The 12,867-nt window shown below is 33.4% G+C and carries 10 protein-coding genes and 2 pseudogenes; 11 read left to right on the top strand and 1 reads right to left on the bottom strand.

Going from position 1 to position 12,867, the window contains the following annotated elements:
* Positions 1-25: 25 nt before the first annotated feature.
* The 5 genes from ACZZZT_RS06030 (at position 26) to ACZZZT_RS06010 (ending at position 3,561) form a co-directional block, all read left to right on the top strand.
* The gene (locus tag ACZZZT_RS06030; RefSeq protein WP_463459768.1) at positions 26-1,108 is read left to right on the top strand and encodes a YqjF family protein; all 1,083 of its coding nucleotides are present in this window, start codon (positions 26-28) and stop codon (positions 1,106-1,108) included.
* A 17-nt stretch (positions 1,109-1,125) separates the two neighbouring features.
* Complete coding sequence (locus ACZZZT_RS06025; protein WP_463459767.1) at positions 1,126-1,473, top strand: hypothetical protein; 348 nt, start codon at positions 1,126-1,128, stop codon at positions 1,471-1,473.
* 18 nt (positions 1,474-1,491) lie between these two features.
* A complete protein-coding gene (locus tag ACZZZT_RS06020) occupies positions 1,492-1,878 on the top strand; it encodes a hypothetical protein (RefSeq protein ID WP_042565831.1) in 387 nt (128 codons plus the stop codon).
* A gap of 120 nt (positions 1,879-1,998) precedes the next feature.
* Positions 1,999-2,910: a TIGR01777 family oxidoreductase gene (locus ACZZZT_RS06015; protein WP_463459766.1), complete on the top strand. Its 912-nt coding sequence runs from the start codon at positions 1,999-2,001 to the stop codon at positions 2,908-2,910.
* Positions 2,911-3,111: 201 nt separating this feature from the next.
* Entirely contained in the window at positions 3,112-3,561 is a 450-nt protein-coding gene (locus tag ACZZZT_RS06010; protein WP_463459765.1) for an SRPBCC family protein, read from the top strand.
* A 273-nt stretch (positions 3,562-3,834) separates the two neighbouring features.
* Here ACZZZT_RS06010 and ACZZZT_RS06005 read toward each other — a convergent pair.
* Positions 3,835-4,640 (bottom strand): annotated as a pseudogene (locus tag ACZZZT_RS06005) (UbiA prenyltransferase family protein).
* 217 nt (positions 4,641-4,857) lie between these two features.
* Here ACZZZT_RS06005 and gcvP point away from each other — a divergent pair.
* The 6 genes and pseudogenes from gcvP to ACZZZT_RS05975 all read left to right on the top strand — a co-directional run bounded on the left by gcvP (position 4,858) and on the right by ACZZZT_RS05975 (position 12,751).
* Positions 4,858-7,707: an aminomethyl-transferring glycine dehydrogenase gene (gcvP, locus tag ACZZZT_RS06000; protein WP_463459764.1), complete on the top strand. Its 2,850-nt coding sequence runs from the start codon at positions 4,858-4,860 to the stop codon at positions 7,705-7,707.
* Positions 7,708-8,262: 555 nt separating this feature from the next.
* Positions 8,263-9,323: pseudogene (locus tag ACZZZT_RS05995) on the top strand (3-oxoacyl-ACP synthase III family protein).
* A gap of 315 nt (positions 9,324-9,638) precedes the next feature.
* Complete coding sequence (locus ACZZZT_RS05990) at positions 9,639-10,166, top strand: methyltransferase (RefSeq protein WP_463459763.1); 528 nt, start codon at positions 9,639-9,641, stop codon at positions 10,164-10,166.
* Between the two features lie 144 nt (positions 10,167-10,310).
* Positions 10,311-11,159 carry a glycosyltransferase family 2 protein gene (locus ACZZZT_RS05985; RefSeq protein ID WP_463459762.1) on the top strand — a complete coding sequence of 283 codons (849 nt, stop codon included), beginning with the start codon at positions 10,311-10,313 and terminating at the stop codon, positions 11,157-11,159.
* Between the two features lie 81 nt (positions 11,160-11,240).
* Positions 11,241-11,990 (top strand): MlaE family ABC transporter permease, encoded by a 750-nt coding sequence (locus ACZZZT_RS05980; protein ID WP_042565824.1) that lies wholly within the window; start codon positions 11,241-11,243, stop codon positions 11,988-11,990.
* Complete coding sequence (locus ACZZZT_RS05975) at positions 11,987-12,751, top strand: ABC transporter ATP-binding protein (protein ID WP_042565823.1); 765 nt, start codon at positions 11,987-11,989, stop codon at positions 12,749-12,751. The genes ACZZZT_RS05980 and ACZZZT_RS05975 overlap by 4 nt, the downstream gene beginning before the upstream one ends.
* Positions 12,752-12,867: the final 116 nt, after the last annotated feature.

Here is a 12,867-nt window from a genome sequence, read left to right as displayed (position 1 = left end):
CTCAAAATTCAAAAATAAATATATCATGACATTTACCACATTGCATAAAATCAACAAAATATTTTATTTCACAACTCTTGGACTTTATCTTCTAGTCTATTTTGGAATGCTCTTTCAAATCGTATTAGGGATTGTACAAGTAACAATAGGAATTATTTTACTCGTAAAAATGAAGGAACTCAGCAAAGAAAAAAAGAGAAAAATTCGACTTTACTGGATTTTGGTTTTGATTGATTTTTTTCTGATCCTTACCAATTCTGCATTAGGAAATGATTTCGGAAATCTTATTAGTTTTTTTCTGTTTCCAATGGTAATAGCAACTTACTTCTACTTTTTGACAGCCAATATTACTTCTGATTCATTTCTAAAAGCAGAATGGAAAAACTTAGCTCTTTTTAATTACGAGGTAGATGCTAAAATCTTAGAAAAATATATTCCTGCAGGAACAGAAATCGATAGTTGGAACAACAAATGCTATGTAAGTCTGGTTGGTTTTATGTTTAAAAACACAAAAGTTTTGGGAGTAAAAATTCCGTTTCATGTAAATTTTGAAGAAGTAAATCTTAGATTTTATGTAAAACGATTTGAAAACGGAGAATGGAAACGCGGCGTAGTTTTCATCAAAGAAATTGTTCCCAAAAAAGCGATCACATTTATTGCAAATACTTTGTATCAGGAACATTATGAAACTCAGAGAATGAAACATGAAATTATTGAAGATGATAATACGCAAACTTTCATTTATCAATGGAAAAATAAGGAACAATGGAATACAATTCAGTTAGAAACGGAAAAGAATCCAATAGAAATTGAAATCGGTTCTGAAGCTGAATTTATTACGGAACATTATTTTGGATATACTAAAATTGATAACGAAACCACTTTTGAATATGAAGTTCAACACCCGAGATGGGAACAATTTAAAATACTAAATCATAAAGTTGATATCGAGTTTCAGGAAAATTATGGTAATGATTTTGAGTTTTTAGAAACTACTATTCCAACTTCAGTTTTCCTTGCAAAAGGATCAGCAATTCAAGTAAAAAACAAACGCAAATTGGAAATTGCAGACCTTTTTACACAACGCAGTTTAAATTATGAATATTAACCCTAAAAATAATCGTCATGAATTTTAACATCATCGGCTATTTTATCTATCTCAGCATTACGGTTTTTATCATTTTAAAAGTTGGAAAAATATGCTACCGAAACGGAAATATTTATGTCGCAGAACTGATCCCCAATCATGCGGATATCTGCCAAAAAATCAATCAGGTTTTGCTTTTGGGATATTATCTTTTAAACATTGGTTATTGCGCAATGACGCTTATTTCCTGGCAAAAAATTTCATCTTCGACGCAATTAATTGAAACCATCGGAACAAAAACAGCAATCATAATTTTCATCATTTCGATATTGCATTATCTCAATATCATTATTCTAACCAAGTACATTCATAAATTAATTAAATAATACCTTAAATTAAATATCATGGAAACTACAAAAATCTTAATCGGTTACGGACTTTATTTACCAATCGCTTTATTTCTTACTTATTATGTTTCTAAAACTCTTTTTAAAAACGGAAAAATATTTATGCTGGACATTTTTAAAGGCCGCGAAGATATTGCAGAAGCCACCAACAAACTTTTTGAAACCGGATTTTATCTTCTAAATATTGGTTTCGCTTTAATGATTCTGGAAATGCAATTAAGCAACAACAGTTATCAGGAATTGATCGAAAGATTAAGCTATAAAATTGGCGGATTTTCTATTTATTTGGGAGTAATGTTATTCTTCAATTTGTATTTCTTCTTTAGAGGAAAAAGAAAAGCCAAAGAAGCGCAACAAGAAGAAAGATTGGTTTTTAAAGCGTAATTATCATTAAAAAGTTCGCCACGAATTTCACGAATTTTCACCAATTAACTTTTAGCACTAAAATTGCACATTTAAAAATTAGTGTAATTCGTGCAATTCGTGGCAAAAAAATATACTCAAATGAACAAACTTATAATCGCAGCCGGAACAGGTTTTTTAGGACAGGTTTTAATCCATCATTTCAAAGACAAATTTGATGAAATTATAATTCTGACCAGAGGAAAATCTAAAACAATTGACGGAATTAAATATATAAACTGGAACGCAAAGAGTTTTTCCGGCTGGGAAAACGAACTCGAAAATGCAACCGTTCTAATTAATCTTGCAGGAAAATCGGTTGATTGCCGTTATACGAAAGAAAACAAAAAAGAGATTTTATGGTCAAGAATTCAAAGCACAAGAATTTTAAACAAAGCGGTTTTAAATTGTGCTAATCCGCCAAAACACTGGCTGAATTCATCAACTTCTACTATTTATAGATTTTCTCTTGACAAACAAATGGATGAGGTTGATGGCGAAATTGGAAATGATTTTTCTATTAATGTTGCGCTTTCATGGGAAAAAGCATTTTTTAAAATCGAAACGCCAAATACTTTAAAAACGGCTTTGCGAACTTCGATTGTTTTGGGTAAAGATGGCGGTGCTTTTATTCCGTTAAAAACTTTGGCAAAAACCGGTTTTGGAGGAAAACAAGGAAAAGGAAATCAGTTTATAAGCTGGATTCATGAAGAAGATTTTGCCAATGCAATTGATTTTATTATTCAAAAAGAAATGAACGGAATTGTGAATGTTGTTTCTCCGGAACCAGTTCGTAATGCTAATTTTATGCAAAAACTTAGAAAAGCAGTTGGTTTTCCTTTCGGAATTCCGTTGAATACTTTTTTGTTAGAAATTGGCTCATTCATTATTCGTACTCAACCGGAGTTGGTTTTGAAAAGCAGAAATGTGATTCCGAAACGACTTTTGGATAATGAGTTTAAGTTTAAGTTTGGAGATATTGATGAGGCTTTTAAAGATTTGTTACGCAAATAATTTATTATTTTCTGATAGCTCCAGCGGAGCGTAATATTTATAGAAAACATAAAAATGCGTCGTTCTTTTAAGCTCCAGCGGAGCGATATATTTGCTTTCTGATTATTCCTAAACATTCCACCCCGCTGGGGTTCAAAAACCTTTTTTTCATGGTTCTATAAACATAACGTCCCGTTGGGACTTGTAATATGCTGATTAATTATGACAACAATAAACCTCACAACAAAAATAAAAGCACCAAAACAAATCGTTTTTGATGCTTCACGAAATATCGATATTCATCAGAAATCTGCGAGTAAAACAAGTGAAAAAGCAATTGCGGGCGTAACATCAGGATTAATAAATTTTGACGAAACCGTAACCTGGCGCGGTAAACATTTTGGTTTTTATCTCACACATAAAAGTCGAATTACCGCAATGACATTTAATGATTATTTTGTCGATGAAATGGAAAGAGGCAAATTCAAATCTTTCAAACATCAGCATTTTTTTGAAGAAGTAAATGGTTTAACAATTATGAAAGATAAATTGGAATATGAAACACCTTTCGGAATTTTTGGAGAATTATTTGATATTTTATTTCTCGAAAAACATATGACCCAATTTCTTTTGGAAAGAAATAAAGTTCTAAAAGATGTTTCTGAAAAATAGCATAATTTAAATAAAGAATATAATATTTGGCTAAAGCCACTTTTATTCTGTCATTTTTACCTCCAGCTAAAGCTGGAGGCAATTCAAATAAATCATCTAAAATTCTTTAAAAAATGAATTTTCTCGCTTTACGGTTTGCGTGAGGGATAGAAGTGGAAAGCCCACAGCCTGACGAAGGAAGTGCGAGGACTTGCAGCGGATAGCCCGACCCGGAGGGACACGCCCAAAATATTATTATTTAGAATCCGATGTTGAACGCATCGGTTTTTTTATTTACAAAAACACTATCATCAGCCACCAAAAAATGGGTACGCTTTCGACCCAAAAAGAAGTATAATATTTTGATCGATTTGTATTGGCGAATAGAATAAACAACATCAAAGTAAGAACCATTACAAGATTGATAATAAGATCATGAAGTGTAAAACTTAAAATTCCTAAAACCCAAAACGGAACTAATAATGAAAAGCCTAAAATTTTTGTACGCTTAACGCCAATTGTCTGCGGAACGGTTTGCAAATGCGGATCATCATTGGCTAAATCTAAAATCTCGAAAACCAGAATCAGCACAAAAACTAAGACAAAACGCTGAATGCATTTGATAAAAAAGTTGCCTGTAAAAGGAATTTCGGCATTTATATAAGGTAAAACCAGCGTTGCTCCTACCCAACAAAGCGCCACAATATAAATTTTTACTCCGGCCCAGTTTCTGGCATTTTTACGATTTGGAAAAAACGGAAGTGTGTAGAGCGCGGTTATGGCAAATATTCCAAAGGAGACTATTTGGGTAATCCTTTTTAACTGAAAAAAATAATAGCCAACTAAAATCAGTGAAACAAAACTCAAAACTGCTATAATTTTTAACTGATTCCCGATTGGTTTTTTTTCACCCGAACCAAAGCATCGTATTTAACAAAATTATACCCCACAATTGTTCCGAAAAAAACGAACAAAGCCATTTGTTCATCATATTGAATATGAAAGAAATAAAATGTTATATGAACTAATGCATAACACGACAAAGCCACATGAATACTACTATGGAGGTAAAAATCGAATATTTGTTTCAACACTTTCATTCCTTAAATCTAATCAATTATTAACAAATCAACTCTTTAGTTAGAAATTTCATAAAAATTGAAGTTAAAAATACCTATTAAATTATTAATAATACTTAATTTTGCGCCACAAAAAACAACACATTTACTATAAAATGTAATAAACCTTGTGTACACTGCTTAAATTGAAGTTTACGCTTTGTTAATTGCATTGCCCTTAAAAAATAGATAGCTACAAATGAGAACAGATGCTTTTGCTTTAAGACACATTGGCCCAAGAGAAACAGATCTTCAACACATGTTAAAGACTATTGGAGTGGAATCGATTGAACAACTTGTTTATGAAACTCTTCCGGATGACATTCGTTTAAAAGCGCCTTTGAATTTAGATCCTGCAATGACGGAGTACGAATTCGCAAATCACATTCAGGAATTAGGAAAGAAAAATAAGGTATTCAAATCGTATATTGGTTTGGGTTATCACCCAACTATTGTTCCTGCGCCAATTCAAAGAAATATCTTCGAAAATCCAGGATGGTATACGGCTTACACACCTTATCAGGCAGAAATTGCTCAAGGTCGTTTGGAAGCTATTTTGAATTTCCAGACTACAGTTATTGAATTAACAGGAATGGAAATTGCAAACGCATCTTTACTTGACGAAGGTACTGCAGCTGCAGAAGCTATGGCTTTGTTATTTGATGTTCGTACACGTGACCAAAAGAAAAACAATACAAATAAATTCTTCGTTTCTGAAGAAATTTTACCACAAACTTTATCTATACTTCAAACACGTTCAACTCCTATTGGAATTGAATTAGTTGTTGGAAACCACGAAACGTTTGATTTTTCAAATGAGTTCTTCGGAGCTATTTTACAATATCCGGGTAAATATGGTCAGGTAAACGATTATAGTGCTTTTGTTGCTAAAGCAAAAGAAAATGAAATCAAAGTAGCTTTTGCTGCCGATATTTTATCATTAGCTGCCTTAACTTCTCCGGGAGAAATGGGAGCTGCAGTTGTTGTTGGAACTACACAACGTTTTGGTGTACCAATGGGTTATGGTGGCCCACACGCTGCTTTTTTTGCAACTAAAGACGAATACAAACGATCTATGCCAGGTCGTATTATTGGAGTTTCTATCGACGTAAACGGAAATCGCGCTTTACGTATGGCTTTAGGAACTCGTGAGCAACACATTAAACGTGAAAAAGCAACTTCAAATATTTGTACAGCTCAGGTTTTATTAGCCGTTATGGCCGGAATGTATGCCGTTTACCACGGACCAAAAGGATTACAATATATTGCAGGTAAAGTTCACGCATCGGCAGTTACTGCTGCTGAAGCTTTAAATAAATTAGGCGTTTACCAAACTAATACGGCTTACTTTGATACTATTTTAGTAAAAGCTGATGCTCAAAAAGTAAAAGCGATTGCTGAGAAAAATGAAGTAAACTTCTACTATGTTGATGCCGATACCATTTCTATCTCATTCAACGAAACAACTTCAATTGCTGACATTAATCAAATTATTGCGATTTTTGCTGAAGCTTTAGGAAAAGAAACTTTTACTGTTTCTGAATTAACTGAGGCTAGTCAATTACCGGCTTCATTAGAAAGAACGTCGTCTTTCTTAACGCATGATGTATTTAACAATCATCATTCAGAAAGTCAGATCATGCGTTACATCAAAAAGTTAGAGCGTAAAGATTTATCATTGAATCATTCGATGATTTCATTAGGTTCTTGTACAATGAAATTAAACGCAGCTTCAGAAATGTTGCCTTTATCGATGCCTAACTGGAACAGCATTCACCCTTTTGCACCAGTTGAGCAAGCTGAAGGTTATATCACGATGCTTAAAAAATTGGAGGAGCAATTAAATGTAATTACCGGTTTTGCCGGAACAACATTGCAGCCTAACTCTGGAGCTCAGGGAGAATATGCAGGTTTAATGGCTATCCGAGCTTACCACTTGTCAAGAAACGAAGGTCACCGTAATGTATGTTTAATTCCTTCATCTGCGCACGGAACAAATCCTGCTTCTGCAGCGATGGCTGGAATGAAAATTATCGTTACTAAAACGACTCCGGAAGGAAATATTGACGTAGAAGATTTAAGAGAAAAAGCGATTGAGCATAAAGATGATTTATCTTGTTTAATGGTAACGTATCCTTCTACTCACGGAGTTTTTGAATCTTCAATTATTGAAATCACGAAATTAATCCACGATAATGGCGGATTAGTATATATGGATGGTGCTAATATGAATGCTCAGGTTGGTTTAACTAACCCGGCTACAATTGGCGCTGACGTTTGTCACTTAAACTTACACAAAACATTCGCTATTCCTCACGGTGGTGGTGGACCTGGAGTTGGACCAATTTGTGTGAACGAAAAATTAGTTCCATTTTTACCAACAAACCCAATCTTAAAAGTTGGTGGAGAACAAGCTATTACAGCCATTTCATCTGCACCTTACGGATCGGCTTTGGTATGTTTAATTTCTTACGGTTACATCACAATGATGGGTGCTGAAGGATTAAAAAGTGCTACAGAACACGCTATCTTAAATGCTAACTACATGAAAGCCCGTTTCGAAGGACACTACCCAATTCTTTATACAGGAGAATGTGGAAGAGCAGCTCACGAAATGATTTTAGATTGTCGTTCGTTTAAAGAAAACGGAATCGAAGTTGGTGATATCGCAAAACGTTTAATGGATTACGGTTTCCACGCGCCAACGGTTTCTTTCCCTGTAGCTGGAACTTTAATGATTGAACCAACTGAATCTGAAGATTTAGCAGAATTAGATCGTTTTTGTGATGCTCTTATCTCAATTAGAAAAGAGATTGAAGCTTCAACAGCCGATGATAAAAACAATGTATTGAAAAATGCACCTCACACATTGGCAATGTTAACTACTGATAATTGGGATTTCCCTTACTCAAGAGAAAAAGCGGCTTATCCATTAGAGTATATTGCTGAAAATAAATTCTGGCCATCTGTTCGTCGTGTAGACGATGCATACGGTGACAGAAACTTAATCTGCAGCTGTGCTCCTATTGAAGCTTATATGGAAAACTAAGAAATAAGTTTTCTTTTATTATAAATTCCAAACCCGACAGATTTTAAAAATCTTTCGGGTTTATTTTTTGTTTCAGGTTTAAGGTTTCAAGTTATTTGAACCTGAAACTTTCTAAACAATTATAAGTTGGGCGTGCCACCATCCCGATGAGAGGGCAAATATACTTGGGCTGCATACGCCCTCTCATCGGGGTGCTGTCGGGCTATCCGGGCTACTTCGGTAGCTTCCTTCTATCCCTCACGCGACTCGTTTTCAAAACCACTTTAATACTTCAAAGTAAAACAGGACTTTCTATTTTAACACTTTTAAAATCTTCCGTTTCATTTATAACAAAATCGAAATGACTTTAAGAATTTTGCAAAATAAAAATAAGTTCTCAAACAATTCGCAAACGTTTGAAATCTCGATAAAATCACAAAATCATTAGAAAATAAACAATATATCTATAAAAAAAATTACTATTTCATAATTATATGCATGCATAGTATTTTTTATGATAGTTATCATAAATTTATTTATAATTTAGCAATAAATTTATCGGATAATTAAGGAATAATGAAAATAAAAATAATTGGTATAGGAAGTTACATTCCTAATAAAGAAGTTAAGAATACTGACTTTGATAAACATATTTTTTTAAATGAAGACGGAACTCCTTTTGGATACCCGAATGAAGTTGTAATTAAAAAATTTAAAGGCATTACCGGAATCGAAAACCGTCGTTATGCCGAAGATCATCATACTTCATCTGATTTAGCTTTTTTTGCTGCTGAAAGAGCGCTTGAAAATGCTAATATAGATCGTGAAACTTTAGATTACATCATTTTTGCCCATAATTTTGGCGACGTAAAAACAGGTACGCATCAAACTGATATTTTACCAAGTTTGGCCACTCGTGTAAAAAACAAACTGGATATAAAAAACCCTAAATGTGTGGCTTATGACATTCTTTTTGGATGTCCGGGCTGGATCGAAGGTGTTTTGCAAGCCAATGCATTTATTAAATCCGGAATGGCAAAAAGAGTTTTGGTTATTGGAGCTGAAACTTTATCAAGAGTTGTAGACGCTCACGATCGTGATTCTATGATTTATTCTGATGGTGCCGGTGCTTCTATTTTAGAGGCTTCTGAAGATGACGAAACTGGTTTACTATCTTACGAAAGTGCTACTTATGCTAATGATGAAGCTAATTTTTTATACTTCGGAAAATCATATAATCCAGATTTAGATCCGGATATAAAATACATTAAAATGTACGGTCGTAAAATCTACGAGTTTGCATTAATTCAGGTTCCTTGCGCAATGAAAAGCTGTTTAGACAAAAGCGGAATTGGAATCGATGAGGTAAAAAAATCCTGATACATCAGGCAAATGAAAAAATGGACGAAGCTATTGTCGATCGTTTTTATAAACTATACGACAAAACTGCACCTAAAGATATTATGCCAATGAGTATTCATGATTTAGGAAACTCAAGCGTAGCAACCGTACCAACTTTGTATGATCTTTTGATACAAGGAAAATTAGAAAATCACGAAATTAATAAAGGCGATGTTGTCATTTTTGCTTCCGTTGGAGCCGGAATGAACGTTAATGCCTTTGTTTACCGATATTAATTAAGTTATATAATAAGTCCCAGTGGGACGTCACATTTATAGAACAAATAATTCATTTTGGGAAAAGCTCCATCGGAGCGATATTTTGGCAAGTGCAAAACATATCGCTCCGATGGAGCTCTAAAAATCCATTACCTAATTATCTATAAAGATTACGCTTCTACGAAGCTATTAGTAAATCACATAAAGTATAAAGTTATAGTCCGCATTTGAAAACATATTTTAAATGCGGACTTTTGATTTTCATTCTAATTAAAAAATACAAAAAAGAAGATAACTTTGTATATTTGCGCCTTTGCCGATAAAAAATAAAAAATGTACGAAAAAACGTTTCCCAATAAAAGATTCAAACTTACTTTAGAATTTTTACAAAAACATGTCAAGACATCAGAAACCATTTTTGATTTTGGTGTTCCCAATCCGTTCTCTAAAATAATGGAGGAAAATGGCTATACCGTAAAAAACACAAAAGGTGAAGATTTAGATAACGATCAAACGGCTTTGCAAACAGAAGAATATACTGTTTTTACGGCATTTGAAATTTTCGAACATTTATTAAATCCGTACACTATTTTACAAAACGTAAAATGTGACAAATTGCTAATTTCGATTCCGTTACGTTTATGGTTTTCTCCGGCATATCGCTCAAAAACAGATATGTGGGACAGACATTATCATGAATTTGAAGATTGGCAATTAGACTGGCTTTTAGAAAAAACAGGCTGGAAAATAACCGATCGCCAAAAATTCACACATCCTGTAAAAAAGTTTGGTTTTAGACCACTTTTAAGATATTTCACTCCGAGATATTATATTGTTGTTGCCGAGAAAATAAAAGCCTAAGGGCAAATTCCAAAAAATAAATTCCAAATTCCAATTTTAACCTTATCGGTAAGATTGGAATTTGGAATTTAAAAAAGATTGGAATTTATTTTTAATTGTTGGAATTTGGTCCCGAGGCTTCGGGATAAAAAAATGGAATTTAAAATGAAGTATTACATCGTTATTCCCGCGCACAACGAGCAAGACCTGATTGGTTTGACCTTACAATCTTTGGTTTCGCAAACTGTTTTACCTTCTAAAATTGTGGTTGTAAACGACAATTCAACAGATAAAACAGAAGAAATCGTGTTGGGTTTTTCAAAAGAAAATCCGTTTATTTCTGTGGTTAATAAAACTTCAGATGCGATTCACATGCCGGGAAGTAAAGTAATTCAGGCTTTTCAGAAAGGTTTTGAAACATTGGATTCAGAATATGATATTATTGTAAAAATAGACGGCGATTTAATTTTTCCTTCCAATTATTTCGAGACCATTATCAACCATTTCCAATCTGATCCTAAAATTGGAATGGTGGGCGGATTTTGTTACATTGAAAAAAATGGCGATTGGGTTTTAGAAAACCTGACAGATAAAGATCATATTCGCGGCGCATTAAAAGCCTACAGAAAAGAAACTTTTCAGCAAATTGGAGGTTTAAAACCCGCTATGGGCTGGGACACAGTAGATGAATTACTTTGTAAATACTATAACTGGAAAATAGTTACAGACACTTCTTTACATGTAAAACATCTTAAACCTACTGGCGCAAACTACAATAAAACAGCACGTTATAAACAAGGCGAAGCTTTTTATACCTTAGGATACGGTTTTTGGATTACCGCAATTGCTTCGGCAAAACTGGCGATGATGAAGAAAAAACCATTCTTGTTTTTCGATTATATCACAGGATTCTGGAAAGCAAAAAAAGCAAAAACACCTTTATTAGTTACACCCGAACAGGCTAAATTTATAAGAAAATATCGTTTTGAGAAAATGAAACAAAAGTTAATTTGATTCGAAAAACAACCGAAAATCGGTAACTCATAACCCAAAACTCATAACTTATTTTTACCTTAGCCAATATTTGTAAAACTTATGATGCTAATTCGTTACTTATCTCAGATAGGAAGATATTTTTTAATGCTAAAAGAAATTTTTAATAAACAGACAAAATGGTCTGTTATGAGAAATTTAATTTTCAAAGAAATCGATGATTTGATTATCGACTCACTAGGTATCGTTTGTTTTATCTCTTTCTTCGTAGGAGGAGTTGTTGCCATTCAGACCGCACTAAACTTAACAAATCCGTTAATTCCAAAATATTTAATTGGTTTTGCTACACGTCAATCTGTAATTTTAGAGTTTGCCCCTACTTTTATTTCGGTTATTATGGCCGGAAAAATGGGATCGTTCATCACGTCAAGTATTGGTACAATGCGGGTTACAGAGCAAATTGATGCTTTAGAAGTAATGGGTGTAAATTCATTAAACTATTTAGTTTTTCCTAAAATTATTGCTTTGCTATTATATCCTTTTGTTATTGGTATCAGTATGTTTTTAGGGATTTTTGGAGGATGGCTTGCCGGAGTTTATGGAGGTTTTACAACAAGTGCCGCTTTTATTGATGGTGCACAAATGGAATTTATTCCGTTTCATATTGTTTATGCCTTTATCAAAACGCTAATTTTCGCAATGTTATTGGCAACAATCCCATCTTTTCATGGTTATTATATGAAAGGTGGAGCACTAGAGGTTGGTAAAGCCAGTACAGTTTCATTTGTTTGGACGTCGGTTTGTATCATTCTTTTTAATTATATACTAACACAATTGTTACTAGGATCATGATAGAAGTAAAAAATTTAGAAAAATCATTTGGAGATAGCAAAGTTCTAAAAGGGGTTTCGACAGTTTTTGAAACTGGAAAAACCAACTTAATTATTGGACAAAGTGGATCCGGAAAAACAGTTTTATTAAAAAGTTTATTAGGAATTCATACTCCTGATTCTGGAACTATTGAGTTTGACGGAAGAGTTTATGCTGATTTAGATCCGGATGAAAAAAGAGAATTAAGAACTGAAATTGGAATGGTTTTTCAGGGAAGTGCCTTATTTGATTCGATGACTGTTGAAGAGAATGTTGCTTTCCCTCTAAAAATGTTTACCAACGATAATAGAGCAAAAATCAAAGAACGTGTTGATTTTGTTTTGGAAAGAGTTAATCTAGTTGATGCTCATAGAAAATTACCTTCAGAGATTTCCGGAGGAATGCAAAAACGTGTGGCTATTGCCCGTGCTATTGTAAACAATCCGAAATATTTGTTTTGTGATGAACCAAACTCTGGTTTAGATCCAAATACTTCAACTTTGATTGATAATCTGATTCAGGAAATCACTAAAGAATATAATATTACCACCGTAATTAATACGCACGATATGAACTCGGTTATGGAAATCGGCGAGAATATCGTATTCCTTAAAAAAGGTTTAAAAGCGTGGCAGGGAACCAAAGAAGAAATCTTTAGAACAGACAATAAAGATATTGTGAAGTTTGTTTATTCTTCAAACCTGTTTAAAAAAGTAAGAGAAGCGTATTTGAGAGAAGGGTAAACTTTTTCAAATTCCAAACTTGTGGAAAAATTCCAAAAAATAAATCCCAAATTCCAAAACTAAGCAAGTTGGAATTTGGGATTTATTTTTTGGAATTTTTCCACAAGTTTGGAATT

This window comes from Flavobacterium sp. AC274 (genome assembly GCF_979258275.1).
This window is presented reverse-complemented; position numbering and strand designations above follow the sequence as displayed.

What these genes read in the sequence shown, in the direction of transcription:
- ACZZZT_RS06020 (WP_042565831.1), top strand. Translation starts at nt 1,492, where the DNA reads ATGGAAACTACAAAAATCTTAATCGGTTACGGACTTTATTTACCAATC.
- ACZZZT_RS06030 (WP_463459768.1), top strand. Translation starts at nt 26, where the DNA reads ATGACATTTACCACATTGCATAAAATCAACAAAATATTTTATTTCACA.
- ACZZZT_RS06015 (WP_463459766.1), top strand. Translation starts at nt 1,999, where the DNA reads ATGAACAAACTTATAATCGCAGCCGGAACAGGTTTTTTAGGACAGGTT.
- ACZZZT_RS05975 (WP_042565823.1), top strand. Translation starts at nt 11,987, where the DNA reads ATGATAGAAGTAAAAAATTTAGAAAAATCATTTGGAGATAGCAAAGTT.
- ACZZZT_RS06025 (WP_463459767.1), top strand. Translation starts at nt 1,126, where the DNA reads ATGAATTTTAACATCATCGGCTATTTTATCTATCTCAGCATTACGGTT.
- ACZZZT_RS05980 (WP_042565824.1), top strand. Translation starts at nt 11,241, where the DNA reads ATGATGCTAATTCGTTACTTATCTCAGATAGGAAGATATTTTTTAATG.
- gcvP (WP_463459764.1), top strand. Translation starts at nt 4,858, where the DNA reads ATGAGAACAGATGCTTTTGCTTTAAGACACATTGGCCCAAGAGAAACA.
- ACZZZT_RS05990 (WP_463459763.1), top strand. Translation starts at nt 9,639, where the DNA reads ATGTACGAAAAAACGTTTCCCAATAAAAGATTCAAACTTACTTTAGAA.
- ACZZZT_RS05985 (WP_463459762.1), top strand. Translation starts at nt 10,311, where the DNA reads ATGAAGTATTACATCGTTATTCCCGCGCACAACGAGCAAGACCTGATT.
- ACZZZT_RS06010 (WP_463459765.1), top strand. Translation starts at nt 3,112, where the DNA reads ATGACAACAATAAACCTCACAACAAAAATAAAAGCACCAAAACAAATC.